The 15,289-nt window shown below is 73.5% G+C and carries 12 protein-coding genes; 10 read left to right on the plus strand and 2 right to left on the minus strand.

Annotated features, from left to right (window positions below):
- Positions 1-132 precede the first annotated feature (132 nt).
- Positions 133-699, plus strand: a complete 567-nt coding sequence (locus IEZ06_RS17355; protein WP_189237745.1) for a DedA family protein — start codon at positions 133-135, stop codon at positions 697-699.
- Positions 692-1,855 (plus strand): D-alanyl-D-alanine carboxypeptidase family protein, encoded by a 1,164-nt coding sequence (locus tag IEZ06_RS17360; RefSeq protein ID WP_189237746.1) that lies wholly within the window; start codon positions 692-694, stop codon positions 1,853-1,855. Before IEZ06_RS17355 ends, IEZ06_RS17360 begins: the two co-directional genes overlap by 8 nt.
- 136 nt (positions 1,856-1,991) lie before the next feature.
- On the opposite strand, the gene IEZ06_RS17365 is transcribed toward IEZ06_RS17360, so the two are convergent.
- Positions 1,992-2,942 carry a TrmH family RNA methyltransferase gene (locus tag IEZ06_RS17365; RefSeq protein WP_189237747.1) on the minus strand — a complete coding sequence of 317 codons (951 nt, stop codon included), beginning with the start codon at positions 2,940-2,942 and terminating at the stop codon, positions 1,992-1,994.
- 25 nt (positions 2,943-2,967) lie between these two features.
- Complete coding sequence (locus IEZ06_RS17370; RefSeq protein ID WP_189237748.1) at positions 2,968-3,798, minus strand: DUF4184 family protein; 831 nt, start codon at positions 3,796-3,798, stop codon at positions 2,968-2,970.
- 136 nt (positions 3,799-3,934) lie between these two features.
- On the opposite strand from IEZ06_RS17370, the gene IEZ06_RS17375 reads away from it, so the two are divergent.
- From IEZ06_RS17375 to IEZ06_RS17410, 8 genes are all read left to right on the plus strand, one after another.
- Positions 3,935-4,588 carry a cation efflux transmembrane domain-containing protein gene (locus tag IEZ06_RS17375; RefSeq protein ID WP_189237749.1) on the plus strand — a complete coding sequence of 218 codons (654 nt, stop codon included), beginning with the start codon at positions 3,935-3,937 and terminating at the stop codon, positions 4,586-4,588.
- Positions 4,589-4,931: 343 nt separating this feature from the next.
- Positions 4,932-6,707 (plus strand): substrate-binding and VWA domain-containing protein, encoded by a 1,776-nt coding sequence (locus tag IEZ06_RS17380; RefSeq protein ID WP_189237750.1) that lies wholly within the window; start codon positions 4,932-4,934, stop codon positions 6,705-6,707.
- Between the two features lie 192 nt (positions 6,708-6,899).
- Positions 6,900-8,510 (plus strand): sigma factor-like helix-turn-helix DNA-binding protein, encoded by a 1,611-nt coding sequence (locus IEZ06_RS17385; protein WP_189237751.1) that lies wholly within the window; start codon positions 6,900-6,902, stop codon positions 8,508-8,510.
- A gap of 520 nt (positions 8,511-9,030) precedes the next feature.
- Positions 9,031-10,149, plus strand: coding sequence for a GNAT family N-acetyltransferase (locus IEZ06_RS17390; protein WP_189237752.1), 1,119 nt, complete (start codon positions 9,031-9,033; stop codon positions 10,147-10,149).
- A gap of 111 nt (positions 10,150-10,260) precedes the next feature.
- Positions 10,261-11,094, plus strand: a complete 834-nt coding sequence (locus tag IEZ06_RS17395) for a glycosyltransferase family 2 protein (protein WP_068903387.1) — start codon at positions 10,261-10,263, stop codon at positions 11,092-11,094.
- A gap of 2 nt (positions 11,095-11,096) precedes the next feature.
- Positions 11,097-12,038: a glycosyltransferase family 2 protein gene (locus tag IEZ06_RS17400; RefSeq protein WP_189237753.1), complete on the plus strand. Its 942-nt coding sequence runs from the start codon at positions 11,097-11,099 to the stop codon at positions 12,036-12,038.
- Positions 12,035-12,856 (plus strand): polysaccharide deacetylase family protein, encoded by an 822-nt coding sequence (locus tag IEZ06_RS17405; protein WP_189237754.1) that lies wholly within the window; start codon positions 12,035-12,037, stop codon positions 12,854-12,856. The genes IEZ06_RS17400 and IEZ06_RS17405 overlap by 4 nt, the downstream gene beginning before the upstream one ends.
- A complete protein-coding gene (locus tag IEZ06_RS17410; protein WP_189237755.1) occupies positions 12,853-15,159 on the plus strand; it encodes a hypothetical protein in 2,307 nt (768 codons plus the stop codon). Before IEZ06_RS17405 ends, IEZ06_RS17410 begins: the two co-directional genes overlap by 4 nt.
- Positions 15,160-15,289 lie beyond the last annotated feature (130 nt).

Here is a 15,289-nt window from a genome sequence, read left to right on the forward strand (position 1 = left end):
ACAGGTGTACGGCGGAGCAGTTGATCCTTGCTTGCGGCCTGCTTGCAGTGGCCTTCAAGGTCTAAAGTGAGGTAAGCCTGACCTAAGACCCCAAAAGGTCAGGCACCACGATCATGGCGGTGACGTTCACAGATGCGACCCCTCTCGGCGGCCATTCCCGATCCCACGTCCGCCTCCGTCTTCGGCCTGCCGCTCTGGCTCTGGGTCGTGCTGGGCGGGGCGGCCCTGTTCGGCGCGTTCCAGGCCTACTACTGGATCGGCCACGCGCTCGGGCCCCGGCTGTACGCCTCCCGGGTCGGGCGCAGGATCAGGCCCGAGCACGTGCGCGCGGCCGAGAACGCGGTGCGCCGCTGGGGCGCGCTCGCCGTCTACGGCTGCTTCTGGGTCCCGGTGCTGCGGCACACGCTGCCGTGGGTGGCGGGCGTGCTGCGCGTCTCCTACCCCTGGTACGTCGTGGCCAGCGCGCTCGGCTGCCTGACCTGGGTGCCGGTCACCTCCTTCGGCCTGTACTCGGTGATCTGGGGGTGGGCGGGACTGGCCGGGGAGTCGCCTCTCGCGGCGGGCGCCGTGGCCGCCGCCGTGGTCGCCGCGGTCGTCCTGCTCGTCCGGTGGCGCCGCCGCAAGGCCGCCCGGCGCGCCGAGGAGGCGCGGCTCCCGCGGAGCCCCGAGGCGCTCTGCCACGATGACTCGCATGCCTAACGGGGGAATCCGCCTGACCGTCTGCGCCGCCGTGATCGGACTGACCGGACCCACCGGGCCGCCCGCCCTGGCCGGACCGACCGGCGGGACGCCCGCCTCGGCCGGGCCCGCGGGACGCACCGCCCTGGCGGAACCCGCGTCCCTGACCGAACCGGCGGGACCCGTCGTCCCGGCGGAACCCGCGTCCCTGACCGAACCGGCGGGACCCGTCGTCCCGGCGGAACCCGCGTCCCTGACCGAACCGGCGGGACCCGTCGTCCTGACCGGACCGGCGGGCCTGACCGGACCGGCCGTCCCGGCGGAACCCGCCGTCTCCGCCCGCGCCGCCTATCTGGTCGACACGACCACCGGGACGGTCCGCTTCGGCAAGCAGGCGACCCGGCGGATGCCGGTCGCCAGCCTGGCCAAGATCATGACGGCGTACGTCGTGCTGCGCGAGGCCCGGCTGACCGATCTCGTGACGGTCAAAGCAGGGGACGTGGCGTACGCCCGGCGGAACGACGCCACCGACGCCTCGCTGCGCGCCGGGGAGCGGCTGACCGTCAAGGACCTGCTGCACGGCGCGATGCTCCCCTCCGGAGCGGACGCCACCCACGCGCTGGCCCGCGTCTACGGCCCGGGCCAGAAGAGGTTCGTCGCCAAGATGAACGCCACGGCCCGCTCCCTGGGGCTGGCCGACACCGTCTACACCAACGCCGACGGGCTGCCCCGGCCGCGCGGCGGCCACTCCACCGCGGCCGACCAGGCGAGGCTGAGCGACCTCGCGCTCCGTCACCCGGTGCTGTCCGCCATCGCCTCCACCGAGAGGTACGTCGTGCGCAGGACCGCCGCACACCGCCGGCACGTGTGGACCAACACCAACGAACTGCTCGGCGCACCCGGCGTGCTGGGCGTCAAGACCGGTTACACCGGCGCCGCCGGCTACTGCCTGGCGTTCGCCGCCGACCGCGACGGCCACCGGCTGGTCGGCGTGCTCCTCGGGGAGACCCGCTCCAAGCGGCGTTTCCAGACCGCCGGACGGCTGCTGGACTGGGCGGAGGACCTGATCGAGGACGCCCAGGTCCCGGACGTCCCGCCGTCCGGCGGCGATCCCGCGCCGCCCGCCCCGCCGGACGGCCTGCTGGAGCTGCCGAACCTGGACTCCACCGTCCTTTGACGGCGCGGATCCCTTTGACGGCGTCAAGCGGGCGCCGCCTGCCGGAACCGTCCGGAGCCGTCCGGAGCCGCCTGCCGGCGCGGTCCGGGACCGCTCCGAGGGCCGTCGCCCCCGCCGTCCGGGACCCGGCGGCGCGCTAACCGGCCGGGCGGTCCCGGCGCATCAGGCCGTGGCAGGCGATGGCGGCGGCGGCCACCACGTTGAGGGAGTCGACGCCCAGGCCCATCGCGGCCGGGCTCATCGGGATGCAGACCGGCTGGTCCGCCTCGTGCAGCCACCGGGAGGAGAGCCCGTCGCCCTCCGACCCCAGCAGCAGCGCCACCCGCTCCGGCATCTCCACCTCGTCCAGGGGCACGGCCGCCTGGTCGGGGGTGAGCGCCAGCGTCAGGAAGCCCGCCGCGCGCAGTTCCGCCAGGCCGTCGTACCAGTCGGCCATCCGCGCGTACGGGATCGCGAAGACCGCGCCCATCGAGACCTTCACGGACCTGCGGTAGAGCGGGTCGGCGCAGCGGGGCGAGAGGATCACCGCCTCGACGCCCAGGGCCGCGGCGCACCGGAAGATGGCCCCGACGTTGCCGTGGTCCACGAGGTCCTCCAGGACCAGGACGCGGCCGGGGACGCCCCGCTCCCCGGCCGTACGCGCCCCACCGCCACGGCACTCCCCCGCCGCGGCCTCCGCACGGGCCGTCGCCCCCGCCGCGGCCTCCGCGCGCACCGGCTCCGCCGCCGCGGTCCGGCCGCCTCCGCGGGGCGGCCCGGCGAGGACCTCCGCCACGGAGGGCAGCACCCGCCGTTCCATCGAGGCGAGCGCGCCCCGGTGCACGGGAAAACCCGTGATCTCCTCCATCACGTCGTCGTCCACCACGTGGACCCGGTCGCCGAGGCCGTCGAGGACGTCGGCGAGGGAGCCGACCCAGCGGCGGGTCAGCAGCACCGAGCGCACCGGGTAGCCGGCGGCCACGGCGCGGCGGATGACCTTCTCCCCCTCGGCGATGAACAGGCCGTGCTCGGCCTCCAGGCTCTTGCGGAGCTCGACGTCGCGCAGGTGGACGAAGTCGGTCAGGCGGGGATCCGGGGCGTCGTGCACCTTCGAATCCTGCCACGGCCCCCGGTCACGCCTCCCGGGAGGGCTCGGCCGCAGCGGGGCGGACCGGGGCCGGACGGGCCGGGGCGGGCACCGCGGGACGGCGCCGGCCGGAGGAGAGCCGCCACACCGTCGCGTAGCCGAGCAGCAGCACGCAGCAGCCGACCACCACTCCCGCCCCCACCCGGGTGACCGTCTCCGCCCAGCCGTACGGGGGGAAGAACAGCGGCCAGACCGCCCCGCCCAGCGCGGTGGCGGCGGCGGTGGCTCCCAGGACGCCGTGGCGCGCCCGGCGGGAGAGCACCAGATTCCCTGGCAGCGGGCGGGACTCCATCCGGGAGAGCCCGCGCCACGCCCACCGGAGCACGACGGCCAGGCCCGCGGCGGTGGAGGCGTACTGCAGGACGCGGAAGACGGGGACCAACCCCGCGACCCGCACGTCCAGCCAGGCCCAGCCCCAGATCGCGGAACTGTAGGAGTGGGTGAAGGAGTCCCACAGCAGGTGGGTGAAGGCTCCGGCGACGCCTCCGGCGACCACTGCGGGGACGCGCCGCACGCCGTACCGGCCGGGGGCCAGGGCGGCGGCGCGGCCGGCCAGGGAGGGCGGCAGGAGGGCGGTCAGCGGATCGCGGAGGAAGCCGTGGAAGACCGCCAGGAGCAGCAGGACCGCGAGGAGGTCGAGGGTGAGGACGCCTCCGACGGAGTGCCAGATCATGTAGTCCGGCAGGAACGGCAGGAAGATCGGCAGGTCGGGGACCATCGCGCCCAGCGCCAGGGCCCACGGATCGAGCACCCGGCGCATTCGTTCCGAGGAGACGAACGGCAGCACGGCGGCGACGTGGCTGGGCGTGAACGGCACGGGTCTCCCCCGGAGTCGAGCGGATCGTTCGAAAATCCTACGGGCCGGACCCTGCTCTCCAGGGGTGATACCGAACGTCATCATGATGTAGCGTTCCGTGACGAGTCGTCCGTCACCGGAGGAAGGCAGGGAGGCCGTGGCCGAGCAGAGGGCGGAACGGACCGCGACCGGTCCGGTACGGCCGGCGCGCGACGGCGACTGGCTCCGCGACGCCCGCCGGGCGCGCACGCTCTCCCTGGTCACCCTCGTCTGGCTGGGCGCCGAGAGCGCGCTCGGCATCGCCGCGGGCCTGCGGGCCCACTCGGTCGCGCTGATCGGCTGGGGGGTCTGGTCCATGGTGGAGGCGCTCGCCAGCCTCATCGTGGTCTGGCGGTTCACCGGGTCCCGGATGCACTCGGCGGACGCCGAGGACCGCGCGCGCAGGGCGGTGGCGGTCAGTTTCTGGCTGCTCGCCCCCTACCTCGTGGTGCACGTGGCGCACGACCTGGACGCGGGACACCGGGCGGAGCCCAGCGCGCTCGGGATCGCGGTGACGGCGGTCAGCCTGGTGAGCATGCCGCTGCTGGGCGCGGCGAAACGACGGCTCGGTGCGCGGCTGCACTCGACGGCCACCGCGGGCGAGGGCACCCAGAACCTCATGTGCGGGCTGCTCGCCGCGGGCGTGCTGGCCGGGCTCGTGCTGAACGGCGCCGGCTGGTGGTGGGCGGACCCGCTGATGGCCGTGTGCCTGGCCGCGGTGGCCGTGCGCGAGGGACTGCGGACCTGGCACGGGCACTCCTGCTGCCACTGAGACCGCCGCACCGCCGCCTCCGCGACCACTGAGACCGCCGCACCGCCACCTCCGCGACCACTGAAGCCCCCGACACGGCACCCGCCGCCGCCGGAACCGCCGACACGGCACCACCGCCGCCGAAGCCGTGGGACGGCACCGGGCCGCGACGGTCCGTGCCCTCGTCCGGACGCCACGCGACCGATTGCACCGGGAGTCCCTCTATCATCACGCCAAGTAATATCCACACCAAAAGGGGTGTTTTGCCGTAGTAAGTGTTCCCAGTACAGTTCCGTGAATATTGCGGTTTACCTCCCGATAAGGTGACCGCTGGCTTCAGGACATCGACACCGAAGAGGACATCGTGGGCGGACGCCACCGGACGGATGAACTCGACGACGGCTACACCTCCCCCCGCGAGCCGTCCCGGCGGCGGCGGGGCGGGCGGGGAAAGGTACTGGTCCCGCTCGCGGGATCGGTGGCCTTCGCCGTGCTGCTCGGGGTCGCCGCCTTCGTGATCGTCAACCGTGACGGAGGCTGCGCGGAGGACGCGACCGGGCTCCGGGTCACCGTCTCGCCCGACATCCACCCCGCGGTCTCCCGGATCGCGGAGCGCTTCAACGAGGCGGGCCAGGAGGACGGCGGCGGGTGCGCCTCCGTCAAGGTGGCCAAGGCCTCCTCGGCCACCGTGGCCTCCGGGCTGGGCGGGAGCGGCGGCGAGGTCGGCGCGATGGACCTGTGGATCCCCGACTCCAGCCTCTGGGTGACCGGCGTCCGGGCGAAGAACCCGTCCGTCCCCGAGCCCGCCGTGTCCGTCGCCCAGTCCCCCGTCGTCATGGTGGCCTCCGGGTCGGTGGTGCCGAACCTGAAGAAGAGCTTCGGCGACGCCAGCTGGACCGGAATGATCAACGCCACGAACGCGGCCAACGTGGACGGCCCCGGCCGCAAGGTCCGCGTGCTCGCCCTGGACCCCGCGCTCAACTCCGCCGGGCTCGGCGCGCTGCTGGCCGCCGCCGGGGTGGCCACGGCCTCGGGCGTCGGCGACGAGCAGCTGGTCGGCGCGATGAAGACGCTGTCCACCTCGACCGTCAAGGACCAGGGCTCGCTCCTGGCCAGCCTGGGCGTCAAGGGCCGCCGCGTCCCGCTGGGCGTCTCCTCCGAACAGGGCGTCTGGGCCTTCAACACCACCAAGAAGCCCGAGGTCCCGGCCGTCCCCCTCTATCCGGCCGAGGGCACCTTCAACCTGGACTACCCGGCGGTGGTCACCGCCCGGGACGCCGACGTCCGCAAGGCGGCCGAGGCGTTCGTCAAGGAGCTCGGCACCCCCGCCGCCCAGAAGACCCTCCAGGACCAGGGCTTCCGCACCCCGGACGGCGAGGGCGGCAAGGCGATCTCCGACGCGGACGGCTTCCAGGCCGAGGCTCCGCAGGCCCTGCCGACCCCCGACCCCAAGACCGTGGCGAGCATGTCCCAGTCGTGGTCGCGGATCAACCTCGGCACCAGGCTGGTCACCCTCCTGGACGTCTCCGGCACGATGGCGCTGCCGATCCCCGGCACCGGGCTCACCCGGATGCAGGCGATCAGCAGGATCGCCGTCGAGGGCATGAAGCCGTTCCCCAACAGCAGCGAGATGGGGTTGTGGGAGTTCTCCACCCATCTCGCCGGCAAGGGGGTGGACTACCGCGAGACGGTCTCGGTCGGCCCGCTGACCGAGACCGTGGACGGCGTGCTGCGCCGGAACCTGATCAACCAGAAGCTCGCCGGGGTCCAGGCCAAGGCCACCGGTGACACCGGGCTCAACGACACCCTCGCCGCCGCCTACCGGATGATGAAGGACGGCTACAAGAGCGACAAGATCAACACGATCCTCATCATGACGGACGGCGCCGGGAACGACGACCCCGACGGCGGGATGAGCAACCAGGAGCTCCTGAAGCTCCTGAAGGACGAGTTCGACCCGGAGAAGCCGGTCAGCATCCTCATCATCGCCTTCGGCCCCGACGCCCCCAAGGGCAAGCGGCAGATGGACGCCATCGCCAAGGCGACCAACGGCGACGCCTACATCGTCAAGGACATCCTGGAGATCCGGAAGGTCTTCCTGGAGGGCATGAAGCGCCGCCTCTGCTCCCCCCACTGCTGATCATCCTGCTCTCCGGACGGCCGGTGCCCCACGGGCACCGGCCGTCACGTTCTTCCCTGCTCCCCCGGTTCTCCCAGGTCATGCCGGGTCGGCATATCGGGACAACCCCTCCCGGACAGGCGGCGTCCCACTCGCGTGGGGTCTCGGGCGTGTCCCGTGAACGAGCCCGTCTGCGTCGGGGAGGAAGTGTCCGTGCCCGGATGGCCGACCGTCGGCCGGACCGACGATCAACGACTCGCGGAGGCGCTCCGGCGCGCCGACGCCCAGGCGCCCGCGCGGCTGTACGACGCCTACGCCGAGCGGCTCAACGACTACGCCTTCTCGCTGCTGGCCGACGTCGACGCCGCGGCCGACGCCGTGCACGACGCCCTGGTCGTCGCGCACGGGTGCGCGGACCGGCTGCGGGACGCCGGGCGGCTGCGCCCCTGGCTGTACGCGCTCGTCCGGTTCCGGTGCGCCGCCGGGTCCAGGGGCGGACGGGGCACGGGACCCTCGCCGGTCTTCGACGAGCCCGACGACCCCGGGGAGCGCGAGCTGGCCGCGCTGGTCCGGGAGACGCTGGCGGAGCTGGGCGGGCAGGAGCGGGAGGTGCTGGAGCTCTCCCTCCGGCACGGCCTGAGCTCCGGCGAGGTCGGCGCGGTGCTCGGCCTGACCTCCCGGCAGGCCGCGACCCGCCTCGGCCGGGCCCGCGACCATCTGGAGAACGCCGCCGCCGCGGTCGTGCTGGCCAGGATCGGCCGGGCGCACTGCCCGGACCTGTCGGCGATGGTCGACTCGTGGGAGGGGCCGCTCACCCCGGCGCTGCGCAGGAGGCTGTCGGCCCACATCGCCCGCTGCGAGGTCTGCGCCGGACTGCGCGACCGGCACGTCCCGGCCGGGCGGCTGCTGGACCTGCTCCCGGCCGCCCTCCCGCCGCTCTCCCTGCGCCGCCGGACGATCGCCACCTGCGTGGACCCGGGGCAGGGCGGGACCCGCGCCGCCGTCGTCGCCGCCGGGGACCGCTTCGACCGGACCGGCTTCCCGGTCGCCGGAGAACGGCGCGCCGTACCGAGGGCCGCGCGCCGCAGGAAGCGGACCGGGCGGCCGGCCCCGGCGGTCGCGGCGGCCGCGTGCCTGCTGGCCGTGACCGCGGGCGTGATCGTGGTCACCGGACAGGACCTCGTACGGGGTCCTGCGGGCCGGGCGGAGTCCGCGCCCGGCCCGGAACCGGCGATGGTCGTCTCCCCGCCGGAACCGGAACCGGAACCGGAACCGGACGCCTCGCCGGAGCCGGAGGAGCCCGCACCCGGCCTGGAGGAACCCCCGGCGGAGGAGCCCGGGCCCGAACCGGCGGAGAGCGCCCGCGGCACCGCACCCGGCCCCGGCCGCCCCGCCGCGTCCCGCCCCGCCGTACCCCGCCCGGCGGCGGACCGGCCGCGCACCACCCGCCCGCCCGCGCCCCGGCCGTCCGCCCGGCTGAGCGTCTCGTGCCCGCCGGACATCGGCGCCGGGGCGGGGCGGATCCGGCTGACGGCGCGGGGCGCCGCGGTCGAGTGGTCGGCGACCACCTCGGGAGGGCTGGTCGTCCACCCCGCCGGCGGGCGGCTCCGGGCCGGCGCCTCGGCGGTGATCTGGGTGACCGCCGCCGACCCCGGGGAGAGCGGGTCCGGGCGGGTCGCGTTCCGGTCGTCCGGGGGCGGCACCGCCTGCGCCGTCTCGTGGGACGGCCCCGCCCCCGAGGACTCCGAACCCGCACCCGATCCCACCGAGGCTCCCGAGCCGACCCCTACGCCCTCCGTGAGCCCGGAGCAGGAGGCTGCCTGATTTCCTGACCGGACGCTGAACGACTTCACGACATCCCTTAGCAATTGGGTAAACCATGGGCCTATGGCAAACGTCGCCATTGACGGTCCTGAGGGATGGTTGGTCACATGGGGTGGCGGTCAGCCATGCCTTACCAGTCCGGGAGTCGGGAGATGCGGATCATCCGCAGGGCGCTCCGAGGGGCGCTCGCGTTCGCATGTGCGGCGGGAGCGGCCCTGGCACTCACCGGGACCGAGGTTTTCCTCCGTTCCGTCCTGGTTCTTCTGTTTCTTCTGTTAACTCCCGCCGTCGCTCTGATCGGAGTGTTGCGTGATCGTGACCCTCTCAGAGTGATAACGGCTGGAATAGCGGCAAGTGTCGCTGTTAACACGCTCCTTGCCATAGCCATGCTCTCTTTTGACGCATGGTCGCCACGTGCCGGAGTGGCGACGATCGCGGTTGTGGGAGCGTTCTTGTGGGTGCTGCGCACGCTGTATCGGGGCGACGGAGGCCTGCGGGCCGAACAGGGGGCGAGGTCAGAGTGAAGATCACTGTTGTGTGTCCGGGGGAGCTCGGCGAGCCGGAGATCAACCGGTGGCGCGAGATCCAGAAGGCCTCCCCGGCTCTCGACAATCCGTTCCTGTCCGTGGACTTCACGCTGGCCATGGGTCGGCTGCGCGACCGCGTCAGGGTCGCGGTCATCGAGGACGGCGGCACGGTCACGGGCTTCTTCCCCTACGAGCGGCACGCCTTCGGCGTCGGCAGGCCGCTGGGCGGCTTCCTCGTCACCTGCCACGGGGTGATCGCGACCCCGGAGTTCAAGATCGACGCGCGCGAGCTGCTCCGGGGCTGCAGGCTCTCGGTCATCGACTTCGACTACCTGGTCGCGGGCCAGCCCACGTTCTCCCCGTACGAGACGGACGTGCGGCCGGCCCCCGTCATGGACCTCGGCTCCGGGTTCGACGCCTACGTCGAGCAGATCCGCGCCGCCTCGCCGAAGAACTACAAGACCGTGCGGTACAAGGAACGCAAACTCGGCCGCGAGCACGGCGAGGTCAGGTTCGACTGGGAGTCCGCGGACCTCGGCGCGCTGCACACGCTCCTGCGCTGGAAGTCCGACCAGTACCAGCGGACCGGCCGGGTCGACCGCTTCGCCCAGCCCTGGATCATCCGGCTCGTCGAGGAGATGCACGCCGCCCGGTCCGACGACTTCGCCGGCGTCCTGACCATGGTCTACGCCGGGGACACCCCGGTCGCCGGTCACTTCGGCCTGCGCACCGCGCAGACCCTCGTCGGCTGGTTCCCCGCCTACGACACCGCCTACGCCCCCTACTCGCCCGGCATCATGCACCACCTGCACCTGGCCGAGCACGCCGCGGCCGCCGGCCTGCACCAGATCGACATGGGCAAGGGCGACCGCGAGTACAAGGACTGGCTGAAGACCGGCGTCCTGATGGTCGCCGAGGCCCGCGTCGCGCGCCCGTCCCCCACCACCGCCGTGCAGTGGGCGGGCCGCGTCCCGCTCAGCCGGCTCCGCACCGCCGTCGTGGACGACCCGCGTCTCTTCAAGGCAGCCGACCGCCTGCTCAAGGCCTACGGACAGGCAAAATCACGCCTCCGACCGCGTTTCCGCTCGCACCAGTCGACGCGGACACGGTAACCATTCCCTTCACGGCCATTCGATTCCCGATGTGACACCTCTCTCGCTCTCAGTCGCGCTCGCCCTCGTCTCGTGCCGGGAACCGAGCGCGCGGAAGGACCATCCGTCATCATGAACCACGAAACGATCAGAGCCAATGGCAAGCAGAGCGGCACACTCCGCTCCATCCCGCCCCTCGAGCGGTTCACCCCGCTCACTCCCCACATGGCCATCTCGCCCACCGTGAGCGTCGTCGTGCCCGCGATGAACGAGGCGGAGAACCTCCCGCACGTCTTCGCCACGCTGCCGCAGTGGATCGACGAGATCATCCTGGTGGACGGCAACTCGGTGGACGACACCGTCGCCGTCGCCAAGAGGCTGCGGCCCAACGTCCGCGTGGTCACCCAGACCGGCAAGGGCAAGGGCGACGCGCTGGCCGCGGGCTTCGCCGCCTGCACCGGCGACATCATCGTGATGATCGACGCCGACGGGTCCACCGACGGCCGGGAGATCATCCAGTTCGTGAGCGCGCTGGTGGCCGGCGCCGACTTCGTCAAGGGCTCGCGCTACGCCTCCGGCGGCGGCAGCGACGACCTCACCTTCACCCGCACGCTCGGCAACAAGGCGCTGACCGGTCTGGTGAACAGGATCTACGGGACCCAGTACAGCGACCTGTGCTACGGCTACAACGCCTTCTGGGCCCGCCACCTCGGCGTCCTCAACGTGGACTGCGCGGGCTTCGAGGTGGAGACCCTGATGAACATCAGGGCGGCCAAGGCCGGGCTGAAGATCCACGAGGTGCCCAGCCACGAGCGCTGCCGCATCCACGGGGAGAGCAACCTCCGTGCGGTCCGCGACGGCCTCCGGGTGCTCAGGACGATCATCAGGGAGTGGCGCGGCGGCTCCACCGCCAGGGTGCCCGAGCCGCGGACCGCCACCCCCGCCGCGGACCAGGGCGCCGCCTGACCATGAAGATCAGCGTCGTCATCTGCGTCTACACGGAAGACCGCTGGGAGGACATCCGGGAGGCCGTCGAATCGGTCGAACGGCAGCGGCGCAAGCCGTACGAGGTCATCCTGGTCGTCGATCACAACCCGGACCTGCACCTGCGGCTGAAGCAGGAGTACCCCGGCGCGATCGTGGTCGAGAACGCGCACGAGCAGGGGCTGTCCGGTGGCAAGAACACCGGCGCGGCGACCGCCTCGGGCGACGTCGTGGCGTATTTGGACGACGACGCGGTGGCGGAGCCCGGCTGGCTGGAGGCTTTGGAGGAGGGCTTCCAGGACCCGGCCGTCGTGGGGGTGGGCGGGTCGACCAGGCCGCTGTGGGCGGCGGGCCGCCGCCCGCGCTGGTTCCCACCGGAGTTCGACTGGACCGTGGGGTGCACCTACGTGGGCATGCCCACGGTCCGCGCGCCGATCCGCAACGTGATGGGCGGCAACGCGGCCTTCCGCCGCGAGGTCGTGGGCGCGGCGGGCGGTTTCCACACCGGCATCGGCCGCAGCGTGCAGGGCCGCAGGAGCCGCCCGCTCGGCTGCGAGGAGACGGAGTTCTGCATCCGCCTCTCCCAGCGGTTCCCGGGAGCGGTGATGCTGTTCGAGCCGGCGGCGGTGATCGGGCACAAGGTCTCGGCGCAGCGGGAGCGGTTCGCCTACTTCAGGTCCCGCTGCTACGCCGAGGGCCTGTCCAAGGCCCTGGTCGCCTCCAGCGTCGGCACCCGGGACGGCCTCTCCAGCGAGAGGGCGTACGCCACCAGGACGCTGCCCGCCGGTGTGCTGCGCGGGATCGGCGCGGCGCTCCGGGGCGACCCGGCGGGCCTGGCCAGGGCCTTCGCCATCGCCGTCGGCCTGGCCTGGACCGGCTGGGGCTATGTGGTGGGCACGACACGTCTGAAGTCGAGGCGATCATGACACGCGTTCCGATCCTGATGTACCACGCGGTGAGCGAGCGGCCGACCGAGGAGACCCGGCCGCTCGCGGTCTCGCCGCGGCGCTTCGCCGAGCAGCTGGAGACGCTCCGCGAGCAGGGTTTCACCCCGATGACCATGTCCGACCTCGTCGCCGGGGTGAACCGGACCGGCCCGCTGCCGGACCGGCCGGTGGCGATCACCTTCGACGACGGCTACGCCGACTTCCACGACGAGGCGCTGCCGCTGCTCGCCCGGTACGGCTATCCCGCGACGGTCTTCGTGACCACCGGCTGGATCCGGGACGCCGGGGCGGAGTCCGCCGGACGGCCGCTGGGCCCCACCCTGGCCTGGAACCAGATCCGGGAGGCGGTCTCCTGCGGCATCGAGATCGGCGGCCACAGCCACAGCCACCCGCAGCTCGACCAGCTCCCCGGCCGGGAGCTCCGTGACGAGCTGCGCAGGAACAAGGCCCTGCTGGAGGACCACCTCGACCGCCCGGTGGCCACCATGGCCTACCCCTACGGCTACTCCAGCGCCCGGGTGCGCCGGGAGGTCCGCAGGGCGGGCTACTGGACCGCGTGCGCCGTGGCCAACGACGCCTTCTGCGAGGGCGACGAACTGCTGGCGCTGCCGCGGCTCACCGTCACCGAGCACACCTCGCCGGCGAAGTTCGCCAAGGTGCTCGCCGGACAGGGCCTGCCCCTGCTCTACCTGCGCGAGCGGGCGCTCACCAAGGGATACGCGCTCGTCCGGCGCACCCGCTACGGACTGCACCGGACCGGCGCCCTGCTGCGGGCCGGGACAGGTAATGGGCGGTGACTGAGACGAGTGCGCCGGCGGGGAGGACGGAGGGAGCCGAGCGACGGCGAGGGCCGCTGGGCACCCTGCGGGACCGCCTCCCCAAGGACCTGAACGACCCCCTGCTCCGCAACGCCTACTCACTGATCGTCAACGCCGGTGCGGCCGGTGCCCTCGGGCTGGCCTACTGGACGGTCGCCGCACGCTTCTACAGCGACGCCGACTACGGCCGCGGCTTCGCGCTGATCGCCGCCATGCGGCTGCTCGCGGCGCTCACCGCCTTCGGCTTCGTCGGCGCGCTCACCCGGTTCCTGCCCGAGGGCGGGCGGGCGACGGGCCGTCTGGTCGGCTGCACCTACCTGGTGGGCGGCGCCGCGGCGGCCGCCGCGACAGGGCTCTTCCTGTCCACGCTCCCGTCCTGGGGCGCCAACTTCGGCGGCCTGTCCGGGCTCGCGCCCGCGGCCTGGTTCCTGCTGGCCGTCGTCCTGTGGTGCGTGTTCACGCTCCAGGACGTGGTGCTCACCGCGCTGGGCAAGGCGCCCTGGGTGCCGCTGATCGGGGTGGCCGTCGGGGTGGCGAAGCTCGGACTGCTGATCGTGCTGGCCCCGTCCTTCCCCGGCTCCGGGATCTTCCTGGCCTGGACGATCCCGGTGGCCTTCACCGTCGTGCCGATCAGCATCGCGATCTTCACCAGGCTGGCGCCGCGGGCCGCCGCCCGCAGCGGTCACCGCCCGCCGCCCCCGATGCGCAGGATCGGCGGCTTCCTGGCCGGCGACTTCCCCGGCACACTTCTCATCCTGGCCAGCGTCTACCTCGTGCCCGCCCTGGTGTCCGGAGGCGTGGACGCGCGCATGGCGGGTTACTACGGCGCGGCGGTGACCCTCGTCGGCGTCTTCGACATGCTCGCCCTCAACATGGCCATCTCCCTGACCATCGAGGGGGCCGGCGACCCGGCGGCGCTCGCGGGCAGGTGCAGGCTCGCCCTCCGGCGGACCATGATGCTCCTGGTCCCCGCGGTGACGGTGACGGTTCTGGCCGCCCCGCTCATCCTCCGGCTCGGCTGGGGGGGGTCCTACGCCGAGCACGGAGCGGACGTCCTCAGACTGCTCGCGCTCGCCTCGATCCCGCACGCCCTCATCGAGATCTACCTGGGCGTGCTGCGCGCCCGCAGCCGCGTGCGGGCGCTGCTGCTGCTCCAGGCGCTGCTCTGCATCCTGGTCGTGGGGCTGTCGTTCGTCTTCTTCCGCGTCCACGGGATCACCGGTGTGGGCCTCGGCACCCTCGCCGCCCAGGTGATCGTCGCCGCCGTCATCGCCCCCGGTCTGTTCGGGGTGCTGCGGACGGGCGGCGCGCCGGGCACCGGACTCCCGCCGGACGCCGACCTCTCGCCGGACAACGTCCCGACCCTGGTGATGATGACGGTCGACGCCCAGCCCACCGTCACCCGGCTTCCGGGCGGATCGCCCTCCACGGACGGCGGCGGCCCCGCGCCGCGGCCCCGGCACGCGCGGCCCGCGGCACCGGGCCCGGGTGCGATGCACACCGCACCGGGCCCGGGTGCGATGCGCACCGCAGCGGACCCGGGTGCGATGCGCACCGCAGCGGATCCGGGTGCGGGGCGCACCGCACCGGCGCCGCGCGCGCCCCGCGCGGTGCCGGGTCCGCGGGTACGGCCCGCCGTGCCGTGGTGGGAGTGGACGCGCGCCCTGCTTCCGCCGCTGATCGCCGCCGAGGGCCTCGTGATCGTCGTGCTCACCGTGGCGGCGGGCGGGCGCTCGCCCGCCGTGCCCGCGGTGACCCTCGCCGGAGCCGGGCTGGTGGCGGTGGCGCTCCTGGCCGAGCTCGTGATGCGCCGCCGGACCTGGCTGCTGTGGGTGCAACTGCTCACCGTGGCGCTGTGCCTGCACGGGACGGAGGCGCTGTCCGGCTCGACCGGCCGCGCCACCGCCGGCGCGGTCGCGCGGGTGATGGCGACCGGTGAGGCCGGCCCCGGGGAGTGGCCGCTGGCCCTGCCCGCGTTCCTGGCCCGCGCGATGGGCCTGACCGACCCCACCCCGCTGCTCGTGTGGGCGCCGGTCGCCCTGGCCGTGGCGAGCCTGGCCCCCGCGCTGCTCGCCGCGCGGCTCGTGCACCACGACGAACGCGTCCGCTGGGCGCTGGCGCTCGTGGTGACGACGGTGCTCTGGCTCGCGCCCGCCGAGTCGGTCACGGCCTCCACCGCCTTCCTGCTCTGCCTGTGCGCGCTGGCCCTGGCACCGGCCCGCGCGCCGCGCCGGACCGCTCCCGCGGCCGCCGGTGACGGGCGTCTGGAGACGGCGGCCTAGATGAGGACCACGACCGGCGACCCGCCCTCCGGCCCGGAACCCGTCCCCGCAGGGCCCGAGAGGGCCCGGGACGGCTCCGGCCTCCATGACCTCCCGATTTCCCATGAGTTTCCCGAGTTCTAGGAAAGGA

The sequence above is a fragment of the Planomonospora antibiotica genome (assembly GCF_014647955.1).
In the GTDB taxonomy this organism is placed as follows: domain Bacteria; phylum Actinomycetota; class Actinomycetes; order Streptosporangiales; family Streptosporangiaceae; genus Planomonospora; species Planomonospora parontospora.

What these genes read in the sequence shown, in the direction of transcription:
- IEZ06_RS17405 (WP_189237754.1), top strand. Translation starts at nt 12,035, where the DNA reads ATGACACGCGTTCCGATCCTGATGTACCACGCGGTGAGCGAGCGGCCG.
- IEZ06_RS17355 (WP_189237745.1), top strand. Translation starts at nt 133, where the DNA reads ATGCGACCCCTCTCGGCGGCCATTCCCGATCCCACGTCCGCCTCCGTC.
- IEZ06_RS17400 (WP_189237753.1), top strand. Translation starts at nt 11,097, where the DNA reads ATGAAGATCAGCGTCGTCATCTGCGTCTACACGGAAGACCGCTGGGAG.
- IEZ06_RS17395 (WP_068903387.1), top strand. Translation starts at nt 10,261, where the DNA reads ATGAACCACGAAACGATCAGAGCCAATGGCAAGCAGAGCGGCACACTC.
- IEZ06_RS17360 (WP_189237746.1), top strand. Translation starts at nt 692, where the DNA reads ATGCCTAACGGGGGAATCCGCCTGACCGTCTGCGCCGCCGTGATCGGA.